Origin of the sequence: Streptomyces sp. A012304 (assembly GCF_026008495.1) — a bacterium.
In the GTDB taxonomy this organism is placed as follows: Bacteria; Actinomycetota; Actinomycetes; order Streptomycetales; family Streptomycetaceae; genus Streptomyces.
In genome coordinates this window covers 6,673-8,493 of the sequence record NZ_BQUN01000154.1, presented here as the reverse complement: position 1 = coordinate 8,493, position 1,821 = coordinate 6,673, and the positions used below count along the sequence as shown (strand labels likewise).

General features: G+C 76.2%; 1 protein-coding gene. It reads left to right on the top strand.

Annotation, left to right across the window (positions count from 1 at the left end; translation table 11 throughout):
- Positions 1-1,821, top strand: a 1,821-nt coding sequence (locus ALMP_RS35285) for a polyketide synthase dehydratase domain-containing protein (protein ID WP_264935852.1), incomplete at both ends; no start/stop codon positions are given.

The window sequence follows — 1,821 nt, the reverse complement described above, 5'->3', positions numbered from 1 at the left end:
GAACTGACCGACCCGGACTACTGGGTGCGCCAGGTCCGCGAACCCGTCCGCTTCGCCGACGGCGCGGCGTACGTGCGCTCGGCCGGTTCCCGGACCTTCCTGGAGCTGGGCCCCGACGGCGTACTGACCGCCCTGGTGCACGAGGCACCCGCACCTGCGACGGGCACGGACGGGGACACGGCGCCGGACGCGGTCAGCGCGCCCGAGGTCGCGGCGACCTCCGTGCTGCGCACGGGCCGAGAGGAGAGCGAGGCGCTGCTCTCCGCCCTCGCCCTCGCTCATGTCCGCGGCCGCCCGGCCGACTGGTCCGCGCTGCCGCTGCCCGCCCCCCGCCCGGACCTCGACCTGCCCACCTACGCCTTCCAGCGTCGGCGCTACTGGCTCGACGGCACCGCGGGCGCACCCGCCGACGCCGCCGGGCTCGGCCTTGTGGCGGCCGGGCACCCCCTGCTCGGAGCGACCGTACGCCTCGCCGGCACCGGGGCTGTGATGCTGACCGGACGGATCTCGCTCCAGGCCCAGCCATGGCTGCGGGACCACTCCGTCGCCGGCACCGTGCTGCTCCCCGGCGCCGCCTTCGCGGACCTGGCCGTCCAGGCGGGCGACCGCGTGGGCCACCGGCACGTGGACGAACTGACGCTGCGCACACCGCTCGTGATCCCGGCACACGGCGCCCTCGCCCTCCAGGTGAACGTCGAGCCGGAGGCCCCCGACGGCCGCAGGCCGGTCGGCGTGTACACCCGGGCCGAGACGGCGGGCGAGGACGGCGAGTGGACCTGCCATGCCGCGGGCTTCCTCACCGAAGGCAGCACAGACGGCGGGGAATCGGTGTCCGGCCTCGCCGCCTGGCCGCCGGCCGGCGCGCAGCCGGTCGACACCGACGGCTTCTACGACCGTGCCGCCGCCGCGGGGTACGGCTACGGACCCGCCTTCCAGGGCCTGCGCGCGCTGTACCGGGGCCAGGACGGCGAGCTGTTCGCCGAGGTCGCACTGCCCACCGGACTGGCCGGCGAGGCCGACGCCTTCGGTGTCCACCCCGCCCTGCTCGACGCGGCCCTCCACGCCTTGGTCGCCGCCGATGGAGGCGACGAGCAGTCGTTGCGCCTGCCCTTCGCATGGCAGGGCCTGACCTTGCACGCGGCGGGAGCGTCCGCGCTGCGCGTGCGCCTGGCCCCGGTCGACGGGAACGCCGACACGATCGCGGTCCAGGCCGCCGACGGCACCGGACAGCCGGTGTTCTCCGCGGCGGCCCTCGAACTGCGTGCGGCCGACCCGGCGCAGCTGGTCGGCACCTCGCACGCCGCCGATTCCCTGTACCCGGTGACGTGGACACCGGTCGGCCGACCGGCCGACCCGGACACCGGCCGGCACCTGGACCTGGACCTGACCTTCCACCACTGTGCGCCGGCCCGGGTGGCCGACGCGGATCTGGCGCAGGCGGCCGAGGCGGCGACGACCGGGCTCCTGACGGCGGTTCAGGCATGGCTGGCCGAGACCGCGACCGGAGGCGACGTCGGGTCGCGTCTCGTGATCGTGACGCACGGAGCGATCGCGGCGGCCCCCGGCGACCCGGTCCCCGACCTTGCGCACGCCCCCGTGTGGGGCCTGGTGCGGTCCGCGCAGAGCGAGCACCCGGACCGGTTCCTGCTGATCGACGCGGACCCGGACGCCGACACGGCAGACCTCGACGAGGTGGCGCGCCTCGCCCTGGCCTCGGGCGAGACCCAGGTCGCCGTACGGGAGGGCACCGTACTCGCCCCGAGGCTCACCCGGGCCGATCGCAGCAGCGGGACGCTGGTCGCGTCTGGTGGTGGGTGGCGT